Here is a 16,133-nt window from a genome sequence, read left to right on the forward strand (position 1 = left end):
AATAGGCCAAAAATAGGGAAGATATTAGGTAAATAAGAGAGCTTTTTATGAAAAAACACATAAAAAGCTCTCTTATTTTAGTTTGACTTACCTCCCATTAAAAAACAGGAGTTTTTCAGTGGCCTCGCTCTGACCCCCTGTCCCAGTTCACCGGCAAAAAATGATTATTTCATAAGGGGTTGTTTGGGCTGGGATACTCTTTGTCGTCGCACCATAAACAACAATTAAATTTCTGCCAGCTGGACTTTGTTTGAAGTCTTGCCCGTTTGTTAATTGAATCTGTGTATCACGGCCGATATTTAGCTGTAAAGTGCCATCACTGCTAATTAATTGATCATTGAAATAACTCACCTTTACATGGCTATACGGATTTTCTTTCACGATAACTAATGCCCGGTATTGGGGTGGATAAATTAGAATTGCCGGAGCATCTCCGTCGTAATAACCAGTGATTTGATCTCCGACTTGGATTTTTTCTTGGTACAAGAAGAACGTATCTGGTCCTGCAACAAAGTTAACAACAGCACCGGCATCATTCTGAACAGATATAAACTTGTAACAACCGAAATTATCATTAGGCGGATACATTGGAAAGTCTTCTATACTCGTGACGTAGCCGGTAAATGATTGAAAGTTGATTCTACTCATTGAAGCCACTCCCTATTATAAAATTAGCCCGTAATAGTTTATGAAAACCTATGATTAAAGTGCTGAATCGGGACAAGTGCTCTGACCCCATGTTCCAGTGGGGCAGAGCACTTGTCCCGATTTCTATACAGGTGGGGCGGGTTATGATTTAATGGGGATAATGGAAAGTTATTGAGGTTGTTCGGTAAATAGATGTTTAGATGATGAGAAAGATGGAGGAGGGACTTAATGGAATTAAGACAGCTAGAATATTTCATGACGGTATGTGAAGAATTACATTTTACGAGAGCTGCTGAGAAGTTGAATATTGCTCAGCCGACATTAAGCCAGCAAATCAAAGTATTGGAAAGTGAGGTAGGCATACCGCTCTTTGATCGAATAGGGAAAAAGACAGCTCTAACGGAAGCGGGAAAAATTTTGTATAAACATAGTAAGCAGGTTTTCTATGAATTGGAACAAGCACAAGCAGCAATTGGAGAACTGAATGGGTTGGAAAGAGGAAGGCTTACCATCGGATCCTTGCTTACTTGTATGAATTACCTACTTCCTCCTGCACTAGTTCGCTTCAAAGGTCTTTATCCGAATATCGAACTGTCTGTCCAAGGACTGCGGACAGAAGAGATTGAAAGAAGCATACTGGAAAATGAACTGGATCTTGGTCTTACGTTCCTGCCGAACGGAAATGATGAGTTGGAGGAAATTTCATTATATACAGAGGAACTGGCACTTGCTGTTCCCAAGGGTCATCCACTTGCGATGAAGCCGGCAATAAACTTTGATCAAATTACCAATATCCCATTAATACTTATGCCGGAAAATTATCAACTTCGGCAATTAATGGAGGGCTACGCTCGAATGGTCGGGATCACGATTAATCCGGCACTTGAGCTGACAACGTTGGAATCAATTATCCAACTGACGGAAAAAGGAATGGGCGCACCCATTTTACCACTGCCGTACTTGGAAAATTTAAATAATCAAGATATAAAAACTGTGAAAATACTAAATCCAACCCCACAAAGGGAAATTGGCATTATCTATCGAAAAGATAAATTCATGTGTACAGCAACCAGAACTTTTATCGGAGAAGTGACGAAAGCATTAGCAGATGGGGCAGAGGATCAGGCTATTAACATCCATCCATGAAAAGAGCAGTTCGGATACTAAGGTGTTCGAGCTGTTTTATTAATTACATTTCTATACTAATTACGAAAATACAGTGGGACAAGTGCTCTGCCCGAGGCTGCTGAAAAAGTACACTAATTTCAAGCGAATGGAAACCGATTCCCAAATTTCATGTAAAATAACCTATAAAAGTGGGGAATAAATACCTGTTTTCACTCGATTTTGGTTATCAAAGTGGGAAAAATAATTTCCAAAATATGTTTTTCAGCAGCCTCGCTCTGCCCCCCTGTCCCGCTGTACAAAAACGCCCGAACCGTCGACCCAGGGAGGTTGGTTCGGGCGTGTTTTGGTTTCTTAGCCTTTTTTAACATCTTCCATGCTTGCACCGTAATTAATATGATAGGTCTGTCCATTCAGCACTAATGCTGGAACTGACTTTACTCCAGCTTCTTCCGCTTCATTGATTCTAGAAGGGTCTTCCGCGAAATGAACAATTTCTAAATCTACTTTTGAATCATCCAGATAATCTAATACCATTTTTTCTGCATCGACGCATACAGGACAACCCGCATGATAAAATATTGCTTTCTGCATCTGAATACCTCCTTTTTATCTTATATATACCATATGCCATTAAAAAGGCTAAAACAATTAGAAATCCTCTATCATAATGATAGGTTTTAACTATGTAAAAAAGTTGAGTATTTTTTAATGACGAGCAAATGTCAGATATTCAATAGATTTTAACTATGCTAAGATTAATGAATAGAACGGATGAAAATCGTGAAAAGCCCGAGAAACGGAAAATGGAGGAGCATATGATTCACATATTATATATTGAAGATGATAAAGAAATTGGTCATTGGGTCACAACAGATTTAACCGAAAGAGGTTATAAAATAACATGGTTGCCATCGGGAGAAAATATGGAGAGCTATTTGGCTTCGGTAGATTTAGCGATTTTAGATGTGATGCTGCCAGGATTAGATGGTTTTTCCCTTGGCAAGCGTTTGAAAAAAAGTGCACCAGATACACCAATCATTATGCTTTCCGCCCGAACTGCAGTAGAAGATAGATTGGAAGGACTTCGTTTTGCAGATGATTATGTAACAAAACCCTTCCATCCTGATGAGCTTGCTGCTCGAATTGAAGTATTGCTGCGAAGGTTCCAGTGGAAGGACGAAGTATTGGAAATTAAGCATCTACAGATTTATCCGAAAGACATGCGGATTATCAACAAAAATAAGGAGGAAGAAATATTATTAACAGGTAAACAATATCATCTATTCCAGTACTTTATCCGCCATTTAAATCAGATTTTAACAAAAGAGCAATTGTATGAAGGTGTTTGGGGAGAAAGCTATATCGAAGGTGATAAAACATTGATGGTACACATTCGCTATTTGCGTGAAAAAATTGAAGAAAATCCATCAGCGCCCACAGTCATTGAAACGATCCGCGGTATTGGATATCGGGTGAAGCAATGAGGAATTTCTTCAGGTCTCTCCTGGCAAAATACATGCTCCTTATCGTAATCGCGATTTTCTTAGTGCAAATTGCCACCATAACGATTGCACTATTTGTATACGGATTCGCCGAAAATGTTGAAAACCGTTATCTGAAAAAGGGAATAGACACGGAAACTATAGAAGAAAGCTGGCATGAGGAGGCGAGCCATCTAGAACAGGTTTCAGAAGAGGGGATACAGCAGCACTTTGCTGAATGGAAAGAAGATTTTCCTGAGGCTACCATGTTTTGGGTAGATGGAGCCGGGATATTACGAGAGCAAATTGGTGATAATCATGATATTCCAACAGAGTGGACTGCAAGAGAAGCTGCTTCTTTTATTAAAAGCAGGTATGATGGTGACCCTTTTACGGTCATTGCATTAATGGATGAGGCGGATGGATTTATTGTTTTTGAAATACCTCGTGATGCCCTGCAACTGCCAATGCAGTCTGTTTATGATCATTATGGGGAAATTTTGATAATTGGGCTTTTATTGATTGTTTTATTGTTTATTATCGTATCTTTTCTATTTTTCCATCGGATTAGAAAGCGTCTGTTACATCTTCAAGAAGCAATGGAAATTAGAGATGTTGACGGTCTTCCCCTTGCAATCCCAGTTAAGAAAAAAGATGAAATTGGGCAACTTGAACAAACGTTTAATCAAATGGTTGCTGAACTAAGAAAAAGCAAACAACGGGAACAGGAAGAAGAGCGACTGCGAAAAGAATTAATTGCGAACCTGTCCCATGATTTAAGAACGCCACTAACTAAGTTGCGAGCACAATCCTATTCCATCTCAAAAATGGACGGCAACGAAGAGTTGAATAAAGCTAGTCAACAATTAGATGTCTCGATTAATGATATGGATCGGTTAATTGAGAATTTGATGTCGTATACCCTGCTTACAGCGAGTAAGTATCAATTGAAGCGAGAAAAGATTGACATGGTACGCTATGTTCGTGAACATTTAGCTACCTGGTATTCCGTCTTTGAAAGGGAAGGTTTCGAAATTAACATTGATATGCAGTCGCTAAACAGCAGTTATTGGATGGTTGACCCCGTTTGGATAAGCCGGATTATGGATAACTTGCTGCAAAATATTTTGAGGCATGCAAATGAAGGAAAGTATGTAGAGGTGAAAACAAAAGCGACCGAGACCTATGATGCATTTCTGTTTATCGATAAAGGGAGTGGGATTGATAAACAGTCGGAGTATAGTGGTGCAGGAATCGGACTATCTATTGTGGATATGATGGTGAAGGGATTAAATTTAGATTGGGAGATTCGTTCTAGTAATAAAGGAACAACCGTTAAAATAATCAACTATCATAAGAAATAAACCTTTAAAAAGTGTATGTGCTGACAGACTTCTGTCCACATACACTTTTTTAAACAAAATTTAAACAAGTTCCAACCTTGATTTTAAACCTCGTTCTTTAAGATAGGAATGGAGGTGAGAGAATGGAATACATTGTAAAAACATCAAACTTATCAAAGCATTTTGGGAAAGAAGTAGCAGTAGAAGGATTAAATATGAATATCAAGAAGGGCGATATTTATGGGTTTTTAGGACCGAACGGAGCGGGAAAGACAACAACGATCCGGATGCTCTTAGGCTTAATGAAGCCTGCCTCAGGAAGCATTCATATATTCGGACAGGATATAAAACAACATCGAAAAAATATATTGGCGAGAGTTGGTTCCTTAGTTGAGAATCCATCCTATTATCCACATTTAACTGCCTATGAAAATTTGGAAGCTCTGCGAAAAATAATAGGAGTTCCGAAGAAAAGAATTTATGAAGTGGTAGAGACTGTTCGGTTAACAGAAGTAGCTGACAAAAAGGTGAAAGGATTCTCTCTTGGGATGAAACAACGTCTTGGGATTGCGATGTCCTTATTAAATCAACCACAATTGCTTATTTTAGATGAGCCAATGAATGGATTGGATCCATCAGGCATTATTGAAATACGCGAATTAATTAAACGGCTTCCGGAAGAATTTGGAATAACTGTGCTCGTTTCCAGTCACTTATTGTCTGAAATCGATCAAATGGCAACAACGGTAGGGATTGTAACGAAAGGAAAAATGATTTTCCAAGATTCTATTGAAGCAATGCGAACATTAGCAGGTCATACCATATCAATACAAGTTAATCATGCCGAACAAGCATGGCGTCTGTTGCTGGCAAAAGGGATGAAGGTGGAGCATGAAAATGATTTCATCACGTTGCAGGAAAGTTCAAATGAAATGGTTGCAGAGACGGTTCGACTGCTCGTGCAAGCGAATCTATCCATCTACCGCGTAGAAGAAGAAAAAAGATCGCTGGAGGATATTTTCCTTTCAATGACGAGGGAGGATTCAGCAGTATGATCAGCATGATGCAAACTGACTTTTTGAAAATAAAGCGGAAGGGATTTTGGTTTTTAACGTTTCTCGGGCCTATCGGGGTCGTTGCGCTGCAAATGGTGAATTATGGTGTAAGAAAGGAATATTTGCTGCAGCAAAGTGAGAATGATTGGTTGTATTACTTACAAAATATTACTGCATTTACACCGCTTGCCCTTGTGTTAGGTATTGCGATATTTACCTCTTTTATGGCAAGTATAGAAAATGAGACCAACGCATGGAAACAGCTTATTGCTCTACCGGTTTCCAAGATGACAGTTTATTTATCAAAGTTTACGATGCTAGCCTGTCTGTTGTTCATCTCATCCATTTTATTAATGCTCTTTACACTTGGATTTGGTGTCTTTCTTTCCTTTGATGAGGCAATTCCGTGGTTGGAACTCGTGAAGTATAGCTTCTATCCGTATTTTGCTGCGTTGCCTGTTCTTGCATTACAATTATGGATTGCAACGGTCAGTAAGAATCAGGGCATACCGATTACAACTGGGATATTTGGTGTGATTTTTGCTTATTCCGCTCATATAATTCCGGATTGGATGATTTGGAAATGGCCATCTCTCATGAATCAATGGGATGAACCGTTGATAAATGTACTGTTAGGGCTTGGTGTTGGATGTTTATTGTATGTCGTGGGCATGCTCGATTTTACAAGAAGGGATGTGTTGTAGATGGGGGCTGTTCTACGGTCTGAATGGTACAAATTACGAAAGTCAAAAATGTTGCCGATTATAGTTGCAGGTCCACTCATTGCGGTTATCATCGGTGCCATGTTTAATTATGATTCTATGGAAGGTGGATTTAATCAATGGTCCTTAGCTGTTTTATCGATGAATTTAACCTATGCTCTATTGTTCTTACCATTGATTACAGGTGTTTTAGCAAGCAGCATTTGCAGATATGAACACCAGGCAGGTGGATGGAAACAATTATTAGCATTACCGGTAAGACGGGGAAATGTGTTTATTTCTAAATATGTGCTCTTGTTACTGCTTGTTTTTCTAATCCAATTACTTTATCTTGGCGCTATTTATATCGTTGGAATAATAAACGGATTTACAGACCCGTTTCCATTGGAGATTATTTGGAAGAGTATTCTTGGCGGCTGGCTTGCTACGTTCCCGCTTGTTGCCCTGCAATTATGGATGTCCATTATATTTAAAAGCTTTGCTGCACCATTTGCTGTAAATGTCATTTTCACTTTACCAACGATATTAGCAGTGAACTCGGAACGGTTCGGCCCTTTCTACCCTTGGGCACAACCCTTTTCCATGATGTACATCGGAGGAAACGCAGAAGATGTATTCTTCGTTCCCTGGGACCAAGTGCTAACCGTAGTCGGAGGAAGCTTTATCCTATTTTTCCTAGGCGGCTATATTTACTTTCAAAGAAAACCGATTTAGTGAATCGGGACAAGGGGTCAGAGCGAGGCTGCTGAAAAACATATTTTGGAAATTATTTTTCCCACTTTGATAACCAAAATCGAGTGAAAACAGGTATTTATTCCCCACTTTCATAGGTTATTTTACATGAAATTTGGGAATCGGTTTCCATTCGCTTGAAATTAGTGTACTTTTTCAGCAGCCTCGGTCAGAGCACTTGTCCCAATTTCCCTTCTATTTTTTGCAAGAAACGCTGCGAACCAATTTTACTAGATGCTCTTTTCCGTTATAATACTAGTAATTAAAAGAGTGCCCTGATGCAGGAGCAGACCTCTGTCTAAAGTCAAAACCCATCAAGTTTTTCATATAATAATAGAAGGTTCAAGAAGGAGCGTGTACAATGTCTATTAAAGGGATTAATCATTTACTTTTCTCCGTATCCAACTTGGAGAAATCAATCACCTTCTACGAGAATGTATTCGGCGCGAAATTACTCGTGAAAGGCCGTTCAACTGCCTATTTTGATTTAAACGGAATATGGCTGGCGCTGAATGAGGAAAAAGATATCCTGCGTAATGAAATCCACCAATCACATGTGGCATTTTCAATAGCTGAAGCAGATTTCGGGAAAATGTATGGTAAGCTGGTGCATTTGAATGTGAATATTTTAAAAGGTCGTTCTCGAGATAAGAAAGACAAGCAGTCCATCTATTTTACAGATCCGGATGGACATAAATTTGAATTTCATACGGGGACGCTTGCGGATCGGTTAGCGTATTACCGGGAAGACAAACCGCATATGGAATTTTTTGATTGAATCGCCCGAGAAAGTAGGTTCTTATGTTATTTTATCTGATTACTATTATCGTCATTTTAATTGATCAGGCAACGAAAATTTTTGTCCGCCTGAACTTGGCGATGAATGAAAGAGTGACCTGGTCGGGAATTGAGTTCACTTACATCGAGAATAGCGGAATGGCAGGTGGATTTTTCCCGGGGTTTGCAAGAGTCTTTGGGATTATATCGGTATTATTTGTTATTTTTATTTTTTACTTGAGGAGAAGTCCAGAGTGGAGAGGGCCGCTAATTGATATTAGTCTAGGTTTCCTTGTAGGAGGAGCAATCGGCAACGGGGTGGACCGGTTATTGCATGGACAGGTGACAGATTTCATTGTTCGTTCTGGCGGGATTCTTAATATAGCGGACCATGCGCTGGAAATCGGTATCGTTCTATTTATTATTCATGAAATCGTTCAATGGCTTAAGCGGAGGAAACGTGTTAAAGATGAGTGAGATGAGCTGTTGACACAGTGATTAAAAGGAATATGTACGGTTAAAATACAATCATTAGAGCCTGGTGAAGTCCATTCATTTTAATTTTGACAATGGGAATGAGGAACCGATTGAGCTGCTCGAGCTAGAAACGAATAAAAATGGGCAGGGGACGAACCCCCGCTCCGCACTAACCTCCAATGAAGTGGAGGACGATTGATAATCCAGAAACAAGTATTCCCGCAATTAACGTGAATACTAGGGTTTGTTTGTAAACTTCTGCTTCTTTTCCTTGGGCGTTTGTCGTGCTCGTTCCAAGGATGATATTTGCTGGTGCAATTACGTTCCCTATTGCACCACCCGTCGATTGGCCGGCAATGACAAGTGGTAAGGACAATTCTTCCATCGAGTCAACAACCGACCCGTGCAGCGGTGAGAATAGAACATTCGATGACGTGTTGGAAGAAGTCATAAATGCCCCAATAATCTCGATGACATTGGCAAGCCCCGCATAAACGGCAGGCGGTGAAACTTCCGCGATGCCAAGAGCAAGCACATTTGTCTGCCCACTGTTTTCCATAATCATTGTCATCGTTAAAAAACCGGTAATCGCAATCGAAGCACCTAATGCATTATCCTTCACACCAGAGAGAATATTTTTTGTTGTGTCTTTTCGGTGCAATCCCAAGTATTTATACCAGAAATAAGACACCACTGATTGAAGTTTTGCTTTATATATCACGAAGCCAAAATCGGACAAATGCTCTGACCCCGTGTCCCGCATATGTTACAACTTTTCATACAAAAAAAAGTGAATTATTTGTGAAATGAGTCACAATAGAGCTTTCTGGATAGTGAACTCATGTATACTGAAGGTGTGAAAACAAATAAATCTTCCAGGAAGGTGCAAATGAATGAAAGGTACAGCATTACTAATTAATGACAACCGAATCGTAACGGTGTTGGAGAACATTGGTCATGAGGTATATGAGGAGATGAAGCGTCAGAAGCCTAAGGAGCATATCCACTGTGAAATCGATAAGAAAAAAGTGGAATTCGGGCCGATTACAAAGATTGTCTGGTTAAAAGATAATGTTGACTGGCAGTATGGATATTAGAATATAGATAATGATAAACGGAAGCTTGCACAAAAAGTTACCTTTGTGCAAGCTTTTTTCCTTTGAGTCAGAAGTCATGAGTTCTTTGGTATGGCGGAAGCGGAAGTGCTGGAAACTTCTAGTTCTTCGTGACGATTTTGATAAAAATGAATAGACAATTCTTTCCGTTGTAGTAAGATAGCTTTTGTATCAATACAATGGAGGGGTTTTATGAAAAAACGATTGCTATTACTTGTTGTTATGTTTCTAACAGCGATAATTATTGCTGCCTGCGGAAATGAAGATGAGGGAGAGCCGGAAGAAACTGTAGATGCTGCTGAAGAAGAGGAGGCAACTACAGAAGAGGAGAAAGTAGAAGAGCCTGAAGAGGAAGCAGAGGAAGCAGAGGAAGAAGTAGACGCGGAAGAAACGTCTGCAAGTGGAAATGATGGTGATTTCGCTGATCTCATTACATATATGGAAGATGAAACAGAAGGAACAGCAGCTGTATTATATGAAAATAATGAAGCGCAAACTCATGAAATGGAAGGTGTTACGGTATCTCTAGATGGTTATTCACTAGTAGAATTACTCGATTTCCATCGTGATTACAGTATTCCTTTTGACGACCAGAATAATGGAGCAGTGCTAATTGCTCAATATACAATTGAAAATACGACAGATGAAGATTTACATTATATGACCACGTACGATTTGTCTTATGTCAATTCGGAGAAGTTTCTAACGAATCACCGTTACCTCTTGCCAGAAGAGAATCAATTGCCGAACATTTTATCCCCATCGAATGATTATTTACTAGAGGCAGGGGAAGAAATTGTTGGATATTATTCATATGCGATTGGTGAGGACCGCTTAGCGGAAATTCTTGACTTAGGTAGTGTCGATATAGCCATTTCAACACCGCAAACCGATCCAGATGATTTTGCATCAACGATTGGTTCGGAAGGTCGCTTCACTCTTCCACTAGATGCAGAAAATGCGGAGAAGGAAGCGGATAAAGCTAGTCAAGGATTTTACGAAGATAAAGTAACTGCTGACAATATGGGTGACAAGGAAATGCTGGAAGAAGAACAAGATATCGGGGAAAGTCAGGAGCTTGGTGATGTGGGGATTACGCTTGTAGGATACCAATTCACGAATTTCGTGCCGAATGCTGAAGAAGCTCCGCGTTTCCAGGAAGATGAGGTTGTTCTTTTAACAGTTAAATTTGATATCGAAAATGGATATGATGAAGACCTTGCGAAGAACTCGATTTCTTCCACGTTACACGTAAATGATGGGAAACAATGGACGTTAAACGAAGGAATGTTATTGCCATATACGAACAGTGATACTATCCCATCTGGAGACAGTGGTGAATTACTGCAAGTATTCCTGCTTGATCAGGAACAATATGAAGCAATTTGGAAAGATAAATCTTTTGAAATGGAACTTGGCCCGATGCGTAATGAAGACGGAGAAGACATTTCCAAAGGGGAAAAAGCAGAATTTAAGTTGAAATAAGTTGATTCGTAAAACCTTGCCAAAGAGCATTTCGCTTTTTGGCAAGGTTTTTTTTGAGCGCATTACTGTATTTCGCTGCTAAACATAATCTATACTATAACTAGAACATTAACACTCATGCTTGAACGATTATTAAATGACTGCTGTTAAATAAAGGGAGGAGAACGCATTGGATAAAATAGTAACGGAAGCGCCAAAAATAAAGCCAATCGAACTAAAGCCGCTCGAAGAATTGGAAGGATTCAATTTCGATTCATCGGATGCATTTGTCTGTGATATGGAAACCGGGATATGTGGTCCGGTGAAGAAAGAGGAGAAGAAAAAATGAAGATCACGATTTGGTCTGATTTTATGTGTCCATTCTGCTATATCGGTGAGGCACATTTAGAAAAAGCATTGGAAGAATTTGAGCACAGAGATGAAGTTGAGATCGAGTATAAGAGTTTCCTTCTCTCGCCAGATGCAGCTCACAATCCTGATAAGAATTATCATGAGACCTTTGCAGAATTGAAGGGGACATCTGTTGAGCAGGCCAAAGGAATGTTTGAGAACGTTGTAAATATGGCAAATAATGCTGGTATCGTTATTGATTATGATACTGCGAAGTTCTCAAGCACGATTCCGGCTCACCATGCTTTCCAATATGCTAAGGAACAGGGAAAAGGAAATGGATTTTTCAAACGTTTCTATAAAGCGCATTTTGCCGAAGCGGAATTGCTTAGTGATGAAGAAACGATTGGCCGCTTAGCTGCAGAAGTGGGTCTTGACGCAAAAGCAGCACGCGAGAGCATCCACAATCAGGATTATACGGAAAAAGTGAATCAAGATATCCAAGAAGCTGGTCAAGTTGGTGTTCAAGGTGTTCCATTTTATGTGTTCAATAATAAATATGGCGTGTCCGGAGCCCAACCTGTTGCTCAGTTCAAGCAAGTGCTGGAACAGGTTTGGCAGGAGGAAAATGAAAAATAAATCCTAAGAGATGGGGGCGTAAATGCTTCTGTCTCTTTTTTTCATCATATAATGAATCCTTCACATAATTTTACCCCTGCCACAAATAATAAACAGACTCGGCTACTGACGAATGAAGCCGGAATACGAAAGAGAGTGGTGGTTTGATGAGTGAATATCGTGGACAAGGTATGCATGATGCGATGGAAAATAAATTCCTTCCGCTTTATACCATTGCAAGCGGAGTAGGTGTCGAGGTTCTGCCTGATTTATATAGTTATACGAATCAGATTGTGAATATTTGCTTAGTTGGTGACAGTGCAGATAATTTTGTATTAGTTGACACCGGAATGCCGGAATCATCAGAGCGTCTGGTTAGGGTTATTGAGGAGCGTTTTGGGGAAAATAGTAAGCCGAAAGCGATTATTTTGACCCATGGACATTTCGATCATACAGGGGCTGCTGTCGATTTAGTAAAGAAATGGGGAGTGAACGTGTATGCTCATGAAAAAGAGCTGCCATTTTTAACAGGGAAAGAAAGCTATCCAGACCCGGATGGAACAGTGGAGGGTGGGCTTGTAGCGAAGATGTCTCCGATGTTTCCGACTGACCCAGTTGATTTAGGGAGGTTTGTTGAAGCGTTGCCTCCTGACGGAACGGTGCCAGATATGCCGGAGTGGAAATGGGTTCATACGCCAGGTCATGCACCAGGGCAGGTGGCACTATTTCGGGAAAAGGACCGAGCTCTAATTGCAGGAGATACATTCGTTACGGTAAAGCAAGAATCCCTTTATAAGGTATTGACGCAGGAACTGGAGATTAATGGTCCGCCAAGGTATTTAACGACGGACTGGATGGCGGCATGGGAATCAGTGAAAAAAGTTGCGGCATTACATCCATCTGTCGCTGTTACGGGGCACGGAGTCCCTGTTGGCGGAGCGGAATTGAAGGAAGGCTTGGAGCAGTTAGTAAGAGATTTTGAAAAAGTTGCGATACCTGAATTCGGAAAGTATGTGGACCGGAACCATTAAAAATGCTGCTTGGCTAATTGACAGCAGAAAGTCAATATCCTTATAATTGGCATGACACTCCCGCAGTAAACCTGCGGGGTGGATTGCTTCTCTTAGGAGGTTTATGATTGTCCCGTAAAGAAAATGCTGCGTCATTAGTACAGGATTATGCTGAGGTATTTATCTGTCCAGTCTGTGGCGACACAGTTGAGGTTGTAGAACTTAAAAGCGTTGTTTGTCCTAAACGGCATACGTTTGATTTTGCCAAACAAGGGTATATTAATATCTCGACCCGTTCCATGAAAGTTAATTATGATAAAGAATTATTTGCTGCAAGAGAGAATATCATCATGAAGCATAAATTATACGATCCCCTACATACACGGTTGCTAGAAGTAATCAAGGTGGAAGCAGCAAATAATCCACGCTCCCTTCTTTTAGATGCAGGAGCTGGAGAGGGATCTCATTTAGCGAAAATTTTAGATCAAATGAAGACTGTAACCGGAATTGGAATCGATATTTCCAAGGAAGGAATTCGGCTCGCTGCAAGTAAATCTGAGAAGGCGATGTGGCTGGTCGGTGATTTGGCAAACATACCGGTTAAAGATCAATCGCTTCATACCATTATAAATATTTTGTCTCCAGCGAATTACCAGGAGTTTAAACGGGTATTAATAGAGAATGGACTAATGATCAAAGTGGTGCCTGGTGCGAACTATTTAATCGAGCTGCGCGATACGATTTTAGAAGAACAAAAGCGTTTCTTTACGAATGAAGAGACGATTTCCCTTTTTAAACAGCACTATTCGGATGTGCAGATTGAGGAACTGACATATACGAAGGAGTTACACCAAGAAGAACTTCGTGATTTAATCAAGATGTCACCCCTTTCCTGGAATGCTGAGCAGGAATCGATTAATGAAGTGCGAAACCGGGAACACTTTGGAATAACGATTGATTTGGCAATCTTAATTGGCAAGAACAGATAGAGAAGGAGTGAATGTTTTATGATAGGCGGCGTAGAAATTGATATGGTCGTGACAGATAGTTTAAAAGCATTGGAGTTATATGAAAGGATATTTGAAGTGGAACCGATTGAAGTATCTGATTTTCCAAAAGGGGAGAATGAGGTTGTCTTCAGTCTCTATGATGTCCACTTCCATATGCTGGATGAGAATCCGACATTTGATTTGAAAGCTCCAACACCGGATTACCCGAGAACAATCTGGTTTAATGTATTAGTTGAAGATATAAAAGGAACGTATAAGAAAGCACTGGAAGCAGGTTGTATAGAAATACAGCCAGTGACTGAACTTCCGGATTATGGGATAGCTAATGCAATTTTCGTTGATCCGTATGGGTACCAGTGGATGATTCAGCAAATGGATCAAGAAGTTACTCCTGAAGAAGAAATGGATCTCTGGGATGAAGACAGGTATTAAGAATACACATAGGAAAAAACAGGTATTTCTCTAGTTTGAGATGCCTGTTTTTTTGTTTCTTTGTTATTATTCTTAACTGTAGTTGAAAATGATTCGTATGGAAAGAGAAAACCATTTGAATTGGGAAAATAATAACGTAAAGAAATAGGTCAAAAGACCGTAATGTTTGACAGGTAAGTAGTGGAACGAGTAATATTCAGTTAATCAAATTACTATTAATTAAAAATGATGTGTTATGGAAATTGCACTGGAAAGAGGGAAAGAAATGGATGAAGCACAAAAGGCACTAGCTGAACTGGATTATTATCATGTGATCCAGCCAATTTAGGTTCTAGTTGAGAACCTTTGTGACTTCAGTCAGGAGATAAATCGACTTCGGCCAAGGGTTAGCCTCTGCTAACTCAATTGTCCGACATACTCATTCTTGGATAAAGGCACACATGATATTTTTAAAAACAACGTTGATGATTTAACACCAGTCTTTATACTTGTGATATATTTCGTAGTATAGTAGAGATGGGGTGATAACTATAGCAAATGTTATTCACGGGCACTCAGCTAGGATTTATTCAAACCCCATCCTGGTATCAAACGCTCTCTTTAGGGGAGGTCATTTGTGGAATCCCAGCTATTTTATCGCAACAGTTAGTGAAAATACTACAAGAGCAGGTTCATAGCTATATCCTAAATCAAAAACAAAAATGACGGGTGGTGGAATCCATGCTGGAATTCGTGAACCGTGGCTATGTGTATCGTGCGACCCCCATTTCTCAAGAAGCAGAAACGTATTTCCGACAGTTTTTCGGTGCAAAGAGAAAGATGTACAACCTCCATGTTTCCCACCTCTATGATTGTTTGGATAAAAGTGACTATCAACCAGGTGATGCCTTACCTTCTTTAAAGAGGATGGGGATGCTGACTGTTTCCCAATTTAAAAAACAATGTTTAAATGAAGATCATGTGGCTTACTTCTATCTTGTAGACGCATACGCCTCCAGCGAAGCAAAACAGCACTTCAACAAGGCGATAATTGCTTTCAACAAGATTGCACATAAGAAACAATACAAAAAGTCCACTTTAAAACGTCAGAAAACACTCGGGATAGAACCGACATTCCGTAAAACGTACGGTTAGCATTGCAGAAGCGATTAAAAATGGAAATCAATAAGCATAAATGATAGATGAAGCATGTCGTCCGGGAAATAATCGGGCGGCATGCTTTTTTCGTGCGTTTAACCGAATAGTTTTTTTGCGGTTTGGGGTATAGTTGAAGAGAAGCGAATACGACATATATACAAGGAGGGGCAACATGGAAAAATATACGATTCATGCTGCTCAGCAGTTTAGTGAGGAACGGTTTACGAAAATCAATATTATCCGTAATAAACGGAGTGTCGTCTTTTTATTGAATTTTTTGCCTGGACAGCATATGAAGCTGCATAATCATCCGGTCCGTGAATTGTATCTGCATGTGTTAGATGGGAGTGGTGTTTTCATTTTGGAAGATAAAGAATTTCCTGTGGAGCAAGGGGATGTCATCTATTGCCAGGCGAAGGACAAACTCGGCTTCACAAACACAGGAGAGGAGAAAGTTTCCATCTACGCCACCATGACGAAACTGATTTATTGAGGGGGGTGGGACAATGGGGTCAGTGAACTGCGCCCTGTCAAGTGGACAGTAAAAAAATAAAAATCTATGCCGCAGCCTGGTACCGATATTCTAACGGTGTTAGGCTGTTTAATTTCGTTTGGTATCGTTCTTCATTATAA

20 protein-coding genes and 1 pseudogene are annotated in these 16,133 nt (G+C 40.0%); 18 read left to right on the forward strand and 3 right to left on the reverse strand.

Annotated features, from left to right (window positions below; genetic code table 11):
- Positions 1 to 147 precede the first annotated feature (147 nt).
- A complete protein-coding gene (locus LZD48_RS18065) occupies positions 148 to 648 on the reverse strand; it encodes a hypothetical protein (protein ID WP_235764085.1) in 501 nt (166 codons plus the stop codon).
- A gap of 228 nt (positions 649 to 876) precedes the next feature.
- On the opposite strand from LZD48_RS18065, the gene LZD48_RS18070 reads away from it, so the two are divergent.
- Entirely contained in the window at positions 877 to 1,794 is a 918-nt protein-coding gene (locus LZD48_RS18070; RefSeq protein WP_235764086.1) for a LysR family transcriptional regulator, read from the forward strand.
- 333 nt (positions 1,795 to 2,127) lie between these two features.
- On the opposite strand, the gene LZD48_RS18075 is transcribed toward LZD48_RS18070, so the two are convergent.
- The gene (locus tag LZD48_RS18075; RefSeq protein WP_235764087.1) at positions 2,128 to 2,367 is read right to left on the reverse strand and encodes a thioredoxin family protein; all 240 of its coding nucleotides are present in this window, start codon (positions 2,365 to 2,367) and stop codon (positions 2,128 to 2,130) included.
- Between the two features lie 224 nt (positions 2,368 to 2,591).
- Between LZD48_RS18075 and LZD48_RS18080 the strand changes: the two genes are divergently transcribed.
- From LZD48_RS18080 to lspA, 7 genes are all read left to right on the forward strand, one after another.
- Complete coding sequence (locus LZD48_RS18080; RefSeq protein ID WP_235764088.1) at positions 2,592 to 3,260, forward strand: response regulator transcription factor; 669 nt, start codon at positions 2,592 to 2,594, stop codon at positions 3,258 to 3,260.
- Positions 3,257 to 4,621, forward strand: a complete 1,365-nt coding sequence (locus LZD48_RS18085) for a sensor histidine kinase (protein WP_235764089.1) — start codon at positions 3,257 to 3,259, stop codon at positions 4,619 to 4,621. The genes LZD48_RS18080 and LZD48_RS18085 overlap by 4 nt, the downstream gene beginning before the upstream one ends.
- Positions 4,622 to 4,743: 122 nt before the next feature.
- Positions 4,744 to 5,655, forward strand: coding sequence for an ABC transporter ATP-binding protein (locus tag LZD48_RS18090; RefSeq protein WP_235764090.1), 912 nt, complete (start codon positions 4,744 to 4,746; stop codon positions 5,653 to 5,655).
- Complete coding sequence (locus LZD48_RS18095) at positions 5,652 to 6,359, forward strand: ABC transporter permease (RefSeq protein WP_235764091.1); 708 nt, start codon at positions 5,652 to 5,654, stop codon at positions 6,357 to 6,359. The genes LZD48_RS18090 and LZD48_RS18095 overlap by 4 nt, the downstream gene beginning before the upstream one ends.
- The gene (locus LZD48_RS18100) at positions 6,360 to 7,091 is read left to right on the forward strand and encodes an ABC transporter permease (RefSeq protein WP_235764092.1); all 732 of its coding nucleotides are present in this window, start codon (positions 6,360 to 6,362) and stop codon (positions 7,089 to 7,091) included.
- A gap of 379 nt (positions 7,092 to 7,470) precedes the next feature.
- Positions 7,471 to 7,887 (forward strand): metallothiol transferase FosB, encoded by a 417-nt coding sequence (gene fosB / locus LZD48_RS18105; protein ID WP_235764093.1) that lies wholly within the window; start codon positions 7,471 to 7,473, stop codon positions 7,885 to 7,887.
- A gap of 23 nt (positions 7,888 to 7,910) precedes the next feature.
- Entirely contained in the window at positions 7,911 to 8,363 is a 453-nt protein-coding gene (gene lspA, locus LZD48_RS18110) for a signal peptidase II (RefSeq protein ID WP_235764094.1), read from the forward strand.
- A 169-nt stretch (positions 8,364 to 8,532) separates the two neighbouring features.
- Here the strand turns inward: lspA and LZD48_RS18115 are convergent, their stop codons facing one another.
- Entirely contained in the window at positions 8,533 to 9,102 is a 570-nt protein-coding gene (locus LZD48_RS18115) for an L-lactate permease (RefSeq protein WP_235764095.1), read from the reverse strand.
- 154 nt (positions 9,103 to 9,256) lie between these two features.
- Here LZD48_RS18115 and LZD48_RS18120 point away from each other — a divergent pair, with 154 nt between their 5' ends.
- The 10 genes and pseudogenes from LZD48_RS18120 to LZD48_RS18165 all read left to right on the forward strand — a co-directional run bounded on the left by LZD48_RS18120 (position 9,257) and on the right by LZD48_RS18165 (position 15,993).
- Positions 9,257 to 9,460 carry a protein YkzT gene (locus LZD48_RS18120; protein ID WP_235764096.1) on the forward strand — a complete coding sequence of 68 codons (204 nt, stop codon included), beginning with the start codon at positions 9,257 to 9,259 and terminating at the stop codon, positions 9,458 to 9,460.
- Positions 9,461 to 9,670: 210 nt separating this feature from the next.
- Positions 9,671 to 10,963, forward strand: a complete 1,293-nt coding sequence (locus LZD48_RS18125) for a DUF5068 domain-containing protein (RefSeq protein ID WP_235764097.1) — start codon at positions 9,671 to 9,673, stop codon at positions 10,961 to 10,963.
- A 169-nt stretch (positions 10,964 to 11,132) separates the two neighbouring features.
- Positions 11,133 to 11,291 carry a hypothetical protein gene (locus LZD48_RS18130; protein WP_235764098.1) on the forward strand — a complete coding sequence of 53 codons (159 nt, stop codon included), beginning with the start codon at positions 11,133 to 11,135 and terminating at the stop codon, positions 11,289 to 11,291.
- Positions 11,288 to 11,932 (forward strand): DsbA family oxidoreductase, encoded by a 645-nt coding sequence (locus LZD48_RS18135; RefSeq protein ID WP_235764099.1) that lies wholly within the window; start codon positions 11,288 to 11,290, stop codon positions 11,930 to 11,932. Before LZD48_RS18130 ends, LZD48_RS18135 begins: the two co-directional genes overlap by 4 nt.
- Before the next feature lie 170 nt (positions 11,933 to 12,102).
- Positions 12,103 to 12,942, forward strand: coding sequence for an MBL fold metallo-hydrolase (locus LZD48_RS18140; protein ID WP_235764104.1), 840 nt, complete (start codon positions 12,103 to 12,105; stop codon positions 12,940 to 12,942).
- A 107-nt stretch (positions 12,943 to 13,049) separates the two neighbouring features.
- Positions 13,050 to 13,910 carry a putative RNA methyltransferase gene (locus LZD48_RS18145; protein ID WP_235764100.1) on the forward strand — a complete coding sequence of 287 codons (861 nt, stop codon included), beginning with the start codon at positions 13,050 to 13,052 and terminating at the stop codon, positions 13,908 to 13,910.
- Positions 13,911 to 13,928: 18 nt separating this feature from the next.
- On the forward strand, positions 13,929 to 14,363 hold the full coding sequence (locus LZD48_RS18150; protein ID WP_235764101.1) for a VOC family protein: 435 nt from the start codon (positions 13,929 to 13,931) through the stop codon (positions 14,361 to 14,363).
- A gap of 565 nt (positions 14,364 to 14,928) precedes the next feature.
- Positions 14,929 to 15,068: pseudogene (locus tag LZD48_RS18155) on the forward strand (transposase); the annotation flags it as partial.
- 15 nt (positions 15,069 to 15,083) lie between these two features.
- Positions 15,084 to 15,497, forward strand: coding sequence for a hypothetical protein (locus tag LZD48_RS18160; protein ID WP_235764102.1), 414 nt, complete (start codon positions 15,084 to 15,086; stop codon positions 15,495 to 15,497).
- Between the two features lie 175 nt (positions 15,498 to 15,672).
- Positions 15,673 to 15,993 carry a cupin domain-containing protein gene (locus tag LZD48_RS18165; RefSeq protein WP_235764103.1) on the forward strand — a complete coding sequence of 107 codons (321 nt, stop codon included), beginning with the start codon at positions 15,673 to 15,675 and terminating at the stop codon, positions 15,991 to 15,993.
- Positions 15,994 to 16,133: the final 140 nt, after the last annotated feature.

The organism is Oceanobacillus alkalisoli, assembly GCF_021556485.1.
GTDB lineage: Bacteria > Bacillota > Bacilli > Bacillales > Amphibacillaceae > Oceanobacillus > Oceanobacillus alkalisoli.